The sequence below is a fragment of the Halolamina rubra genome (assembly GCF_000739555.1).
Lineage (GTDB): Archaea > Halobacteriota > Halobacteria > Halobacteriales > Haloferacaceae > Halolamina > Halolamina rubra.
The window spans coordinates 22,172-34,460 of record NZ_BBJN01000050.1 but is presented as its reverse complement, the minus strand read 5'-3'; the positions used below and the strand labels follow the sequence as shown (position 1 = coordinate 34,460).

Sequence of the window (12,289 nt, the reverse complement as noted above, 5' to 3'; positions counted from 1 at the left end):
CAGGGACATCACCCAACTGCAACACGGCAGCGGCTGGGGCTCTGGCTCGTCCGGTGGGCCGTCGAGTCTGTCGGCGGCGACGTGGGGTTCGAGCGCCGGGACGACCGGACCGTCGTCCGACTGCGGCTCCGCCGAGCGACCGCAGAGTGATACACGTTCGTGTATTTTCCGAGCCATCCCTAGAGCTGTCTATACACGTATCCGAGGGTTGAAGTTCGCCCAGCCCCCCGATCGAACCATGAGCGAGGCCATCAAGCGGCGGGCCGATCGCGCGGACGTTATCGACGGCGAGGCGGTCGCCGCGCAGGTACGCGAGACGGTCGCCGGGGCGGTCGACCGCCTGGAGGCCGAGGGAGTGACGCCGGGGCTGGCGACCGTGCTGATGAGCGACGACCCCGCCAGCGATACGTACGTCCGGATGAAGCAGCGGGACTGCGCGGACGTGGGGATCGAGAGCCGGCACGTCGAACTCGACACCGACGCGTCGCAGTCGGAGCTGTTCGACACCATCGCCGACCTCAACGACGACCCGGCGATCGACGGGATCCTGATCCAGCGGCCGCTGACCGACAGCGTCGACGAGCCGGCGGCGCTGCGACGCGTCGACCCGGAGAAGGACGTCGACGGGTTCCACCCCGAGAACGTCGGGCGGCTGGTGACGGGGGACCCGCGCTTCGTCCCCTGCACGCCGCTGGGGATCCAGCGGCTGCTGGTCGCGGCCGGCGTGGAGATCCCCGGCTCGGACGTGGTCGTCGTCGGGCGGTCGGAGCTGGTCGGCAAGCCGCTGGCGAACCTGCTGCTCAACCGCGGCGACGACGCCGACGCGACGGTGACGGTCTGTCACTCACAGACCGACGACCTCGCGGCGCACACGGCCCGCGCCGACGTGGTCGTCGTCGCCGCGGGCGTCCCGGAGCTCGTCACCGGCGAGATGCTCTCGCCGGGGTCGACGGTGATCGACGTGGGGATCAACGCGGTCGGCGAGGGCGACGACCGCGAGCTGATCGGCGACGTCGAGTACGAGAGCGCGTCGCGGGTCGTCGACGCCATCACGCCCGTCCCCGGCGGCGTGGGGCCGATGACCCGGGCGATGCTGCTCCGGAACACGGTGCAGGCTGCGGCCCGACAGGCCGGCGTCGAGCTAGAACTGGAGTGAGGCTGGTTTTCAGGCGGTAACGACCGTCACGGGCCCCTCGAAGTCGAGGATCACGCGCTGGGTCACGTCGCCGAAGATCGCCTTCCCGGTCGGCGACCGGCGCTCCCCCGTCATGAACACGTGGTCACAGCCGTGGTTCTCCGCGCCCTGCAGCACCGTCTCCGCACGGTCGCCGACGGCGCCGGCGGTCTCGTACTCGATGTCGACGCCGTCCAGCACCTCGACGCCGATGTCGTTCGCGAAGCTCCGGGCGCCCTCCAGTGCCTGCCCGACGGAGTAGCTCACGTCGGCCTCCGGGATCGCCTCCAGCGCCTCCCGCTCGTCGGCGTACTCCTCCTCGCTCACGACACACAGCAGGGTGAGCCGGGCGTCGACGCCCGCCGCGAGTTCGCCGGCTTCCCGTACGAGGTCCTTCGCCACTTCGTCAGGTCCCACGACAGCGAGTGCGTGTTCCATACCCGCCCATACGCAGGTCAGGGGATAAAACTGGGTGAAAACGTGCTACCACATGACGAACCGGCGACGCGTGTGGCCCCTCACGGCCGTAGCTCCCCGTCCTGACGGCGTCAGTCGAGCTCGTCGAGGCGCTGGCGCGCGGTCGCGAGCGCGCCCGCCTCGCCGTTCAGGTAGCGTGTCAGATCCCGGCAGGCGCGGACGAGCGACTCGACCGTCTCGGGCGGGAGATCGCCACCGAGCGCGCTGAGTCGCTTCTCCTGGTCCCGGATCCGGCCGAGCAGTCGCCGCGCGTCCTCGTCGGGGGCGTCGTCGAGGTACGTCGCCACGTCGTCGCGGTACGCCTCGACGGCCGTCGCGTACGCCAGCCCCCTGGCGGGCGCGAGCGACTCGGGCACGTCGCCGGGGGCGGGCCGCTCGCCGTCGTCGGCGCCCCGGAGGAGATCCAGGAGGTAGCGCTCGACGGCGTCGGGGTCGGCGACGTTGCGGTCGCCGCCGACGCGCTCGGCCCGGCGGTAGTCCGACAGCGCCGCGCGGAGCTCCTGCACCGCCAGGAACGTGTCGTCGAGCGGCAGCAGCTCGCCGCCGCGGATGAACCCCCGCTTGCGGAGGTACGCCCGGCAGTCGGACTCGACGTCCGCGGCGATCTCGGCGATCTCGGCGCCGTCGCCGATCGCGCCCCGGTGGGGCGTGAGGTCGATCTCCGCGGGGCTGTCGGTGTGGCGCCGACGCTCGTCGTCGACCGCGACGCTCCGGAGGCTCCCGCAGTCGGGACAGGCGGTCTCGCCCGTCTCGTAGTAGGACCAGCGCGTGCCGCAGTGCTTGCACTCGCGCTCGCCGCGGATCTTCATGCCCGACACTGGGGACGCCGGCGGCAAAACGGCGGTGGTCGGTCGCCCGACCCTGTGGATCGTTGGCACCCGCCCGTCATCGATAAGTGGGTCGGCGCCCGACGTCGATCCACGATGTCTATGTTCGAGGATAGGAGAAGCCGTCAACAGGCGGCTGATCGAGAAATCGGTCGGCGCTGAGGCGGACGGACTGGTTCTGCGACTGCCCGACGGCGAGCAGCGGCTCTCCCGGTCAGAGGCGAGGCGGCTCCGCGACGAGCTGACGGCCGCGCTCACTGGCCGACGGGAGTTCGTCCGGACTGCGGGCGAACACCGTCCGGACGGCAGCTACGTCGTCGCGCGGGCGAACGCCGACTCGGCGGGCAACGCCAAGCAGTTCCGCGACTTCCGGGCGATGGAGCGGCTGTACCACAGGCTGCCCGAGCGGTTCGACGCGGCGGCGGTCGGGGACGCCGCGGTCGACAGCGACGCGGGGGCCGTGTCGGGAACCCGCCGCCACCTGCTCGTCCACCACTTCGCCGAGCACCCCGCCTTCGACTGCGAACTGATCGCCCGCCAGCCCCTGACCGCGGCGAAGGCGGCGGGCGACACCGCGACGGACGGCCCGAATCGGCCGACTGTGGTCGACCCGACGGCGCCGACGCACTGAGCGTTCGGGGGCGACCTGATCGACTGCCGCGGCGTCAACGCTTTTCTCGCCGCCAGCCCACCCCTCGGCTATGACGTTCTCAATCGTCGCCAGGGAGGGCGACGCCGTCGGGATCGCCGTGCAGTCGAAGTTCGTCAGCGTCGGCTCGGTCGTGCCGTTCGCGGCCGCCGACGCGGGCGCGATCGCCACCCAGAGCTTCGCCAACGTCGCCTACGGCGCGGACGGGCTCGACCACCTCCGTGACGGGCTCACTGCCGAGGAGACCGTCGAGGAACTGATCGCGGCGGACGAGGAGGCCGAGCGCCGGCAGGTCGGCGTCGTCGGCGCGGACGGCTCCGTCGCCGGCTTCACGGGCGCGGACTGCTTCGACACGGCGCTCGACGTACAGGGCGAGAGCTACACCGTCCAGGGGAACATCCTCGAGAACGAGGAAACGATCCACGCGATGGCCGAGACGTTCGAGGACGCCGACGGCGGCCTGCCCGAGCGACTGCTCGCGGCGCTCGAAGCCGGCGACGAGGCGGGCGGCGACAGCCGCGGGAAGCAGGCCGCGGCCCTGTACGTCGTCAAGCCCGACGGCGGCTACGACGGCGGCAACGACCGCTGGATCGACGTGCGCGTCGACGACCACGAGACGCCGATCCAGGAGCTCCGCCGGGTGTTCAAGCTGTACGACGTGACGCTGCTCGCCCGCGAGGCGCCCGCGGAGACCCGGGAGCTGACCGGCGAGACCGCCGGGGAGGTCGCGGAGACGCTGGCCGCGCTGGGCCACCTCGACGAGGCAGACGCGGAGGGGGTCACCGCCTTCGGCGACGCCCAGACCGAGGCGCTGGAGGCGTTCCGAGGGATGAACAACTTCGAGAACCACTCGCTTCCGGTGATCGAGGACGCGCTCGCCCGCGGCTGGGACGACGCCGACGGCGCCGGCGAGGCGCGGATGGTCGACGCCATCTGGCACGGGCTGCAGCGACTGGAGCGGAAGTAGCGGGCGTCGGTGCGGGCCCGGGCCGCCGTCACGCCCAAGCGGCCGCGGCCCCAACGCCGCCCATGCGCGACGAGTCGGAGATCCGAGAGCAGTACGAGTTCCTCCAGGAACAGCTCGACAGCGAGGAGATGAACCACGAGTCCATCAGGGAGATGTTCACCTACTACAAGCGGGCGCTCGGCTGGGTGCTCGAGGAGGAGCACATCTGAGGACGTGTCGGTTCGCGAGCAACGCTACGTTTAAGGGTCGGGATGGGCAAGTGCCGATGACGCTTCGTCTGGAGGGCCGAAGCGTCAGCGGGGACCGTTTCGGCGCCGGGCGCGGACGTTTTCTGTCCCGCCCGGCGTCGTCGTTTTCGAGACCACGTAGCGACGGCTATCTCGCGTCGATCGTTCGCCGTCGCCGATATGTCGCACAGATAGACCGGAACGACGCTCCCGAAAATCGGCGTGGCGTGGGCGTCTACGGTCGAAACCGGCAGAATTTGCGTAATCTTTATCAGCGTTCCGAAACAATAGTGACACATTCCCATGCACGATCTCACCGGGTTTCAGCGCGACCTGCTGTACGTGATCGCCGGGAGAGACGAGCCCTACGGGCTCGCGATCAAAGACGAACTGGAGGAGTACTACGAGTCGGAGATCCACCACGGTCGGCTCTACCCGAACCTCGACACGCTGGTCGAGAAGGGGCTGGTGGAGAAAGGCCAGCGCGACCGGCGGACCAACTACTACACGCTGACCCGGCGCGGCACGCGCGAGATCGAAGCCCGCCGGGAGTGGGAGGCACAGTACGTCGACGTGGACTAACCCTGATCCGCCGCCGACCCCGGTGAGTCGTCCGGCGCGGCCCCGCTCTCGCCCGAGACGCCCTCCCCCGCCACGTCCGGCCCGCTCTCGACGGTGACGTAGCCCGGGTCGACCGCGTACGGCTCGATCGGCGACCCGTCGACGAGCTCCGGGAGCACGATCCGCGCGAAGTGGACGACGAACACCAGCAGCATCGGCATCAGGAAGATGCCGTACCAGCCGAACAGCAGCGGGCCGAGCGTGTACGCGAGCATCAGCGCGCCGACGTGGAGCGAGCGCCCGGAGACGTACGGTCGGAGCACCAGATCCGGAATCGTGTCGACGATCACGAAGGAGACGACGGCGAAGGCGATCACGAACGCCAGCCCGCCGGCGGTCCCCGCGAGCAGCGACTGTGCGAGCAGCAGCAGCGCGACGGGGAAGTAGACGAGCTTCATCCCCACGACGGGGATCAGGCTCGCGATGCCGGCGAGCATCCCCACCAGCGCCGGCGCGGGGATCGCGGTGCCCGGCGGCGCGAACACGTTCAGCACCGAGTAGGCGATCACACCGATGGTGCCGGTGAGGATCGCGTTGAGGATGTTGCCGAAGAAGATCGAGTTGAAGTCCCGATCGACCGCGGTGGCGAACGCGCGGACGGTGCCCCGGTCGTCGTCGAAGTGGCGGACGAACCACCGGGCGAGGCGGTGGTCCTCGCGCAGCAGGTAGAACGCCATCGCCAGCATCACGAACAGGTGGATCGCGGCGACGCCAAGCACGGCGACGGTGCCGAACGCCGACTCGACGGACTGCAGCAGCTGCGAGAGGTTCGCCTCGGTGATCATCTCGGCGAAGCCGTCCTGCAGCAGGCGTTCGGGGTCGGCGACGCGGTCGATCAGCGTCGGGTCGATCCCCAGCTGCTCGATGTTTATCGTCGTGTTCTGCGCGTACTTGTCGAGCTCCTGGAGGACGATCGTGATCGCGTAAATCACCAGCAGCAGCGCCGGGAGCACGAGCGCGAACAGCGACACCGCGGCCGCGAGGCTGGGGCTGTCGAGCGCCCGCCGGAGCTGCCGGTAGATCGGCCGGGTGGCGTAGTAGACGAACAGGCCGAACACGAGCGTGCCGACGAAGGAGTACGCGACGAACGCCAGCGCGCCCGCGAGGGCGAGGCCGAACGCGCCCCAGAGCACTCGCCCCTTGTCGACCGCCGAGAGCTCCATACCTCCGAGAGGTGTCGGCGCGAGTATAAGCGTGTGGGGGTGGCGTCGACGCCGGCCCCCACACCTATATAGCCGGAGGGCGGTACGTAGCGACCCATGCCGCCGCTACAGGCCGACGCGCTGTTCGCCGCGCCCCTCTCGGAGCCGGTGGTGCGACTCACCATCGCGGGCGCGCTGGGGCTGTTTCTCGGCCTGGAGCGCGAGTGGTCCGAGAAATCCGCCGGCGTGCGGACGTTCTCGCTGCTGACGCTGTCCGGGGCGACGGCGACGCTGCTGGCCCAGCGCGTCGACGCCGCCGGGGCGCTGCTGGCGGTCGGCGGGCTGTTGGTGCTCCTGATGGGCGGCCTGCTCGCCGTCCGGGAGCTCCAGAGCGGCGCCGCCGACGCCTCGCTCTCGCTGACGACCAGCGTCTCGATGTTCGTCGCCTACGGCATCGGCGCGCTGGTCGCCGCGGGGCTGGTGATCGAGGGGGTGACGGTGGCGGTGATCTCCTCGGCGCTGCTGGTGCTCAAGCGGGAGCTCCACTCCTTCGCCGGCGGGCTCGACCGCGAGGAGCTCCGCTCGGCGACGGAGTTCGCCGTGCTCGCCTTCGTGATCTACCCGCTGCTGCCGCCCGAGTCCGTCGAGCTGTTCGGCGTCGGCTTCCCGCCGCGGGTGGCTTGGCTGATGGTCGTCACCGTCGCGGGGATCGGGATCGCCAACTACGCGCTGGTCCGCACGTACGGCGGCCGCGGGGTCGCGATCACCGGCTTCTTCGGCGGGCTGGCGTCGTCGACGGCGGTCGTCGGGTCGATGCTGGATCACGTCCAGCAGCGGAGCTCCGTCACCGAGTACGCCGTCGCCGCGGTGCTGCTGGCCGACGCCGCGATGGCCGCCCGCAACCTCGCGATCGTCCTCTTCTTCACGCTCACCTCGGGGGTGCCCGTGCTCGTCGGCGCGGCGGCGCCGCTGGGCGCGCTGGTGGTCGCGAGCGTCGGCGCCGCCGCGCTGACCGCCGACTGGGACGCGACGCTCGAAGTGGACCTGGAGAGCCCGTTCTCGCTGCGGAACGCGCTGGCGTTCGGCGGCGTGTTCGCGGTCATCCTCGTCGGCTCGGCGTTCGCCCAGGCCCGCTTCGGCACCGCGGGGCTGTACGTCAGCGCGGCGGTCTCGGGACTGGTCTCCTCGGCCGGCGCGACCACGTCGGCGACGCTGCTGTACATCGGCGGCGGCGTCGCGGGCGGCCCCGCCGTGATCTCGGTGCTGCTCGCGTCGGCGTCGAGCATCGCCGTCAAGGCGGGGCTGACGCTGACCGGCCCGCGGCGGTTCGGCCGGTCGGTGGCGATCTGGTCGGTGCTGCTGCTCGTCGTCACCGCGCTGGTCGCGGCGGCGTCGATGCTGTTCGGGCCCGGGGTCTGAGTCGACCGTCAGCTTAACAATAGCAGCCTCTCTCGCCTAAGCATGGACCGGGATTCTGTCGAGCCGGAGGTCACCGACCTCCCCGGCGACCGAGCGCAGGAGTGGGTCGACTACCACCACGAGTTTTCGGCGCCCAGCACGTACGTCTACGAGTTCGTCTGGGACCACACCGCGCCCGCCGAGGGCCCGTTCTGTACCGACGTGGACGGCAACGTGCTGATGGACTTCACCAGTCACGTCGCCGCCGCGCCGCTCGGCTACAACAACCCGAAGATCATGGAGCCGATGGCGGAGTTCGAGCTGACCGACCCCGTGAAGATCGCGGGCCAGGACTTCTACGCCTCGGACGGGAGCTCGCCGGGCGAAGGGATGCCCGGCGCGGCCGGCCTGATGGACCGCATCACGGAGATCTCCTCCTCGTTCGGCATGGACACGGTGTTCCTCTCGAACTCCGGCGCCGAGGCCGTCGAGAACGCGATGAAGATCTCCTACGACGACAACCCCCTGGGGAAGTACGCGCTCACGTTCGAGGGCGCGTTCCACGGCCGCACGCTGGGCGCGCTCTCGCTCAACCGCTCGAAGGAGGTGTACCGTCGACGCTTCCCGGAGATCGCGAGCGTCCACGACTTCCCGTTCTGTTCGTGCGAGGACGCGCCGTCGGGCTGTGAGTGTGGCTACTTCCGGGGCGAGGAGTCGGCGCTGAGCGCCAAACTCGACCCCAAGACGGGCCACGTCAACCCCGAGGAGGTCGCGTTCCTGATGATGGAGCCGATCCAGGGCGAGGGCGGCTACCGCTTCCCGAGCGAGGCGTTCGCCCGCGACGTCGCCGAGGTCACCGAGGAGCACGACATCACGCTCGTCGCCGACGAGATCCAGTCCGGGCTGGGCCGCACCGGCGAGTGGTGGGCCTCCGAGCACTACCCGTTCGACCCCGACGTGATCACCTCCGCGAAGGGGATGCGCGTGGGCGCGACCATCTCGGACGCGGAGACCTTCCCCGAGGAGCGCGGGCGCCTCTCCTCGACGTGGGGGGCCGGCGACTACCTCGCCGCCGCGAAGGGGGCGTTCACCATCGACGCCATCGAGGAGTACGACCTGCTGGAGAACGCCACCGAGCGCGGCCGTCAGTTCCAGGAGCTCATGCGCGACGCCGACCTCGACGGCGTCACCAGCGTCCGCGGGAAGGGGCTGATGCTCGGCCTCGACTTCGAGTCGAAGGACCTGCGCGACGACATCGTCGACGCCGCGTTCGCGCGCGGCCTGCTGCTGCTGGCCTGCGGGAAGCAGACGATCCGCGTGCTGCCGCCGATGGACGTGACCGAACGCGAGATCGAACTCGGCGCGGAGCTGCTGACCGCGGCGATCGAGGACGCGAACTGAGACCACCCGCGAGCCGGTTTTCTCCCCGTCTCCCGCCCGACCGCGCGCCGCATCGGCCAGTGACCACACCGATCTCGTTCCACCGTCGCCGCCCGCCATTTAACAATACGAGAGCTGCAGGTAACAAGAGTTATTATCTCCACGGCCAGTATTAACAATCAGATGGCGCTCACGAGACGACAGCTGTTAGCCGCCGGGGTCGGGACCGCGAGCGTCGGCGCGCTCGCCGGCTGTGTCGACGGCTCGGTCAGTGCCGGCGCGGACTCGGAGACGACGACCGCCTCGTCCTTCTTCGTGTTCGGCTCGATCGCCGCGGCGGTCGCCGGCGACGCCGCCGCGACGGAGCTGCTGGTGCCGATCGGCCAACACGGCCACGGCTGGGAGCCCGGCCCGCGGGTTCGCGAGGCCGTCGCCGACGCCGACCTGCTCGTCCACGGCCCCGAGACGTTCCAGCCGTGGGTCGACGACGTGCTCGCCGACCTCGACGCCGACGGCGCCGAGGTGGCGACGGTCGACGCCGCCAGCGACGTGGCGCTCCTGCCCGCCGGCGGCGGCCACGACGACCACGACGGGACCGAGAGCGGCCACGACCACGGCACCGCCGACCCGCACTTCTGGCTCGACCCGACGCGGGTCGCCGACGCCGCCGGTACCGTCGAGTCGGCGCTGGCCGACCTGGATCCCGCCCACGCGGACACCTACACCGCGAACGCCGACGCGTTCCGCGAGCGACTCCGCGATCTCGACGCGCGGATCGAGGCGGTCGTCGCCGACGCCGGGACCGAGACGCTGCTCGTGGCGGGCCACGACTCCTTCGGCTACCTCGAGGACCGCTACGGCGTCCACGTCGCCGCGCTAACCGACGTGTCGCCCGACGACCGGCCGACGACGCGGGACGTTCGCCACGCCCAGGAGATCGTCGACGAGCACGGGCTGCGGTACGTCGTGGCGGACCCGCTCGAGTCCCAGCAGGCCGCCGAGCAGTTGGTCGCCGAGACCGACGCCGAGGCGGTGCTGCCGCTGACGGCGATCCCGGGCCTGACCGACGAGTGGGAGCGCGAGGGGTGGGGGTACGTCGACGTGATGCGGAACGTGAACGTCCCGACGCTCGAGCGGGCGCTCGACGCATGACGGGCGTCCTCGAGGCCACCGAGGTGTCGTTCACCTACGGCGACCGACCGGTGGTCGAGGACGTTTCGCTCACCGTCGAGGCCGGCGAGTTCCTCGGGCTGGTCGGCCCGAACGGCTCGGGGAAGACCACGCTGCTCGAGCTCCTGATCGGCCTCCGGCGCCCGGACGCCGGCTCGGTTCGGCTGTTCGGCGAGCCCGCCCACGCCCGGTCGACCGGCCGGCGCGTGGGGTACGTCCCGCAGAACGTCTCCGACGCCGCCGACGGGATGCCCGTCACGGTCCGGGAGGCGGTGCGGATGGGTCGCTACCCCCGCCGGCCGTTCGGTCGCTTCGACGACGAGGACCGCGGGGCCGTCGACGCCGCGCTTCGGCGGGTGGGGATCGACGATCTCGCCGAGCGTCGGGTGGGGCGGCTCTCCGGCGGCCAGCGCCAGCGGGCCTTCATCGCCCGCGCGCTCGCGGCGGAGGCGGATCTCCTCGCGCTCGACGAGCCCACCGTCGGCGTCGACGCCGAGTCCCGGGAGGCGTTCTACGACCTGCTCGGCGAGCTGAACGAGGACGGGATGACGATCGTGCTGATCGAACACGACATCGGCGTCGTCACCACCCACGCCTCCGAGATCGCCTGCCTGAACCGCGAGCTCTACTTCCACGGCGACCCCGCGGTGTTCGTCGAGACCGACGCGCTCGCGGCGGCGTACGGCGGCTCGCAGTCGATCGTCCACCACCAGCACTGATGGCCGGAACGCTCTCCTCCACGCCACGCCCGCTCCAGTCCGACGGGGCGATCCCGTTCGTCGTCGACGAGCTCTGGGGCGGCCTGCTGGACGCCCTCGCCGGGGTGACCGGGATCGAGCTGCTGGGGTTCCCGTTCATGCAGCGGGCCTACCTCGCGGCGGTCTGTGTCGCCGTGCTCGGCCCGCTGGTGGGGAGCTTCCTCGTCCACCGGGAGATGGCGATGATCGGCGACACGCTGGCCCACTCCGCGTTCGCCGGGGTCGCCGCGGGGCTGTTCGTCAACAGCCTGTTCGCGGTGGCCGTGCCGCCGCTGCTCGCGGCGCTCGTGGTCGCGGCCGTCGCCGCGTTGCTGGTCCAGGCGCTGATCGACGCCGCCGGCGCCTACCGGGACACGTCGTTGGCTATCGTGCTCACCGGCTCGTTCGCGGTCGGGAGCGTGCTGCTCACCGCGACCGACGGGGGGATCGCCGTGGGGATCGACGCCTACCTGTTCGGCTCGCTGGCGACGGTGTCGCGGGCCAACGTGGCGACGCTGCTGGCGATGAGCGCCGTCGTCGCGGCGACGGTCGGGGCCGCCTACCGGCCGCTGCTGTACGTCACCTTCGACGAGGTGGGCGCCCGCGCCGCGGGGATCCCGGTCGGGCGCTACAACCGCTTGCTCGCGGTGCTGACCGCGGTGGTCGTGGTCGGCGCGATGCAGATTATGGGCGTGATCCTCGTCGCGGCGATGCTGGTGGTGCCGACCGCGACCGCCGCGGCGATCCGGGGGTTCAAGCGCTCGATCGCCGTCGCCGTCGCCGCGGGGCTGTTCGCGACGACCGCGGGCGTGACGCTCTCGTACCTGTACGACGTGGCCGCCGGCGGGACGATCGTGCTCGTCGCCATCGGCGGCTACGCGGCGTCGACGCTCGCGGTGCGGATCGGTCGGAACTGAGCGGGGGGCAGGGGATACAGTACGTTCAGCTAGTCGGTTCACCGCGAGCGAACGACAGTGAGCGAGCGGGCCGAGCGCCGACCAGAGAGAGACGGCGGAGCCGTCTCTCAGGCCGTGCGGGCGACGCATGGGTCGCCCGCAGACACCGGGAGGCGCGAGGCTTTCGTTCGAGATTTTGCCAGGCCCTCCGGGGGCCCGCAGCAAAAGGTCGAAGCGTCGAGCTACATCTGGTAGCGCCGCTCGTCGTCGCGCTCGGGGTACTGGTCGGCGCCGGTCATCTCGTCGTACGTCGCGCCGGCGAGGTACTCGTCGTACGTCACGTCGTAGCCGCTGCGGAGGTGGAAGTCGAGGTTGCCGCTCTGGACCGCCTGCTGGAACAGGGTGTGGACGCCGCGGCGGAGCAGCTCCTCGGTGTCGGTGCCCATCGCCGCCGACAGCAGCGCGAGCTCGTTCCGCGTCTCGGGGTCGAGTTCGACGGCAGCCTCCTCGCCCAGCGCGGTGTAGTTCGCGGTCACGTTCTCGTCGAGGTCGTCGAGGCTCATACCCGTGGGTTCGTCGGCAGGTGAATACCGCTTGTGGCTCCGCGCCGCGACCGCGCCGCTT

Annotated in this window: 14 protein-coding genes; 10 read left to right on the top strand and 4 right to left on the bottom strand. The window is 70.9% G+C overall.

What is annotated here, in order from left to right; translation table 11 throughout:
* The first annotated feature begins 238 nt into the window (after window positions 1-238).
* Window positions 239-1,156: a bifunctional 5,10-methylenetetrahydrofolate dehydrogenase/5,10-methenyltetrahydrofolate cyclohydrolase gene (locus ACP95_RS12975; protein WP_049981605.1), complete on the top strand. Its 918-nt coding sequence runs from the start codon at window positions 239-241 to the stop codon at window positions 1,154-1,156.
* A 9-nt stretch (window positions 1,157-1,165) separates the two neighbouring features.
* On the opposite strand, the gene ACP95_RS12970 is transcribed toward ACP95_RS12975, so the two are convergent.
* Complete coding sequence (locus tag ACP95_RS12970; protein ID WP_049981604.1) at window positions 1,166-1,612, bottom strand: universal stress protein; 447 nt, start codon at window positions 1,610-1,612, stop codon at window positions 1,166-1,168.
* A gap of 110 nt (window positions 1,613-1,722) precedes the next feature.
* On the bottom strand, window positions 1,723-2,460 hold the full coding sequence (locus ACP95_RS12965) for a DUF7117 family protein (protein ID WP_049981603.1): 738 nt from the start codon (window positions 2,458-2,460) through the stop codon (window positions 1,723-1,725).
* Here ACP95_RS12965 and ACP95_RS12960 point away from each other — a divergent pair.
* From ACP95_RS12960 to ACP95_RS12950, 4 genes are all read left to right on the top strand, one after another.
* Complete coding sequence (locus ACP95_RS12960; protein WP_237560446.1) at window positions 2,459-3,109, top strand: DUF7528 family protein; 651 nt, start codon at window positions 2,459-2,461, stop codon at window positions 3,107-3,109. The two genes, ACP95_RS12965 and ACP95_RS12960, sit on opposite strands and share 2 nt — an antisense overlap.
* 70 nt (window positions 3,110-3,179) lie before the next feature.
* Window positions 3,180-4,094, top strand: coding sequence for a DUF1028 domain-containing protein (locus tag ACP95_RS12955; protein ID WP_049981602.1), 915 nt, complete (start codon window positions 3,180-3,182; stop codon window positions 4,092-4,094).
* Window positions 4,095-4,156: 62 nt separating this feature from the next.
* Window positions 4,157-4,303, top strand: a complete 147-nt coding sequence (locus ACP95_RS16175) for a hypothetical protein (protein ID WP_202593841.1) — start codon at window positions 4,157-4,159, stop codon at window positions 4,301-4,303.
* A 321-nt stretch (window positions 4,304-4,624) separates the two neighbouring features.
* Complete coding sequence (locus tag ACP95_RS12950) at window positions 4,625-4,903, top strand: PadR family transcriptional regulator (protein ID WP_049981601.1); 279 nt, start codon at window positions 4,625-4,627, stop codon at window positions 4,901-4,903.
* Here ACP95_RS12950 and ACP95_RS12945 read toward each other — a convergent pair.
* On the bottom strand, window positions 4,900-6,105 hold the full coding sequence (locus tag ACP95_RS12945; RefSeq protein WP_082224690.1) for an AI-2E family transporter: 1,206 nt from the start codon (window positions 6,103-6,105) through the stop codon (window positions 4,900-4,902). The two genes, ACP95_RS12950 and ACP95_RS12945, sit on opposite strands and share 4 nt — an antisense overlap.
* 96 nt (window positions 6,106-6,201) lie before the next feature.
* Between ACP95_RS12945 and ACP95_RS12940 the strand changes: the two genes are divergently transcribed.
* From ACP95_RS12940 to ACP95_RS12920, 5 genes are all read left to right on the top strand, one after another.
* Window positions 6,202-7,503, top strand: coding sequence for an MgtC/SapB family protein (locus tag ACP95_RS12940; RefSeq protein ID WP_049981600.1), 1,302 nt, complete (start codon window positions 6,202-6,204; stop codon window positions 7,501-7,503).
* A gap of 42 nt (window positions 7,504-7,545) precedes the next feature.
* Window positions 7,546-8,883 carry an aminotransferase class III-fold pyridoxal phosphate-dependent enzyme gene (locus ACP95_RS12935; protein ID WP_049981599.1) on the top strand — a complete coding sequence of 446 codons (1,338 nt, stop codon included), beginning with the start codon at window positions 7,546-7,548 and terminating at the stop codon, window positions 8,881-8,883.
* A 162-nt stretch (window positions 8,884-9,045) separates the two neighbouring features.
* Entirely contained in the window at window positions 9,046-10,014 is a 969-nt protein-coding gene (locus ACP95_RS12930) for a metal ABC transporter substrate-binding protein (protein ID WP_049981598.1), read from the top strand.
* Window positions 10,011-10,751 (top strand): metal ABC transporter ATP-binding protein, encoded by a 741-nt coding sequence (locus tag ACP95_RS12925; RefSeq protein ID WP_049981597.1) that lies wholly within the window; start codon window positions 10,011-10,013, stop codon window positions 10,749-10,751. The genes ACP95_RS12930 and ACP95_RS12925 overlap by 4 nt, the downstream gene beginning before the upstream one ends.
* Window positions 10,751-11,686: a metal ABC transporter permease gene (locus ACP95_RS12920; RefSeq protein WP_049981596.1), complete on the top strand. Its 936-nt coding sequence runs from the start codon at window positions 10,751-10,753 to the stop codon at window positions 11,684-11,686. The genes ACP95_RS12925 and ACP95_RS12920 overlap by 1 nt, the downstream gene beginning before the upstream one ends.
* 221 nt (window positions 11,687-11,907) lie before the next feature.
* On the opposite strand, the gene ACP95_RS12915 is transcribed toward ACP95_RS12920, so the two are convergent.
* Window positions 11,908-12,228 (bottom strand): hypothetical protein, encoded by a 321-nt coding sequence (locus ACP95_RS12915; protein ID WP_049981595.1) that lies wholly within the window; start codon window positions 12,226-12,228, stop codon window positions 11,908-11,910.
* Between the last annotated feature and the right edge of the window lie 61 nt (window positions 12,229-12,289).